A 232-nucleotide genomic window follows, 5' to 3' on the forward strand; every position below is an offset into this window, starting at 1 on the left:
GCTGCCCCACAGCACCACAGTGCGACAATTGGCATGAACATCAATTTCAACTACCAGGAAACATACCTCCGGGTGCTGGCGCAACATGTTTATTTTTAAACCTTCCCTGGAATGCGCCAGCAGGTAATTACCGTTAAAGGCAAAGCGGATGGGTACTATGTACATCTTTTCATCATTGCTGCAGCCAATGCGGCTGGTGATAATACGTGACAGTACTTCGTCATTCACCTGT

1 protein-coding gene is annotated in these 232 nt (G+C 47.4%); it reads right to left on the reverse strand.

Going from position 1 to position 232, the window contains the following annotated elements; translation table 11 throughout:
* Positions 1-232: pyridoxamine 5'-phosphate oxidase family protein (locus KVT36_RS32360; protein WP_217607533.1), on the reverse strand; the 232-nt coding region annotated here is incomplete at both ends.

Origin of the sequence: Chitinophaga sp. GbtcB8 (assembly GCF_019091455.1) — a bacterium.
Lineage (GTDB): Bacteria > Bacteroidota > Bacteroidia > Chitinophagales > Chitinophagaceae > Chitinophaga.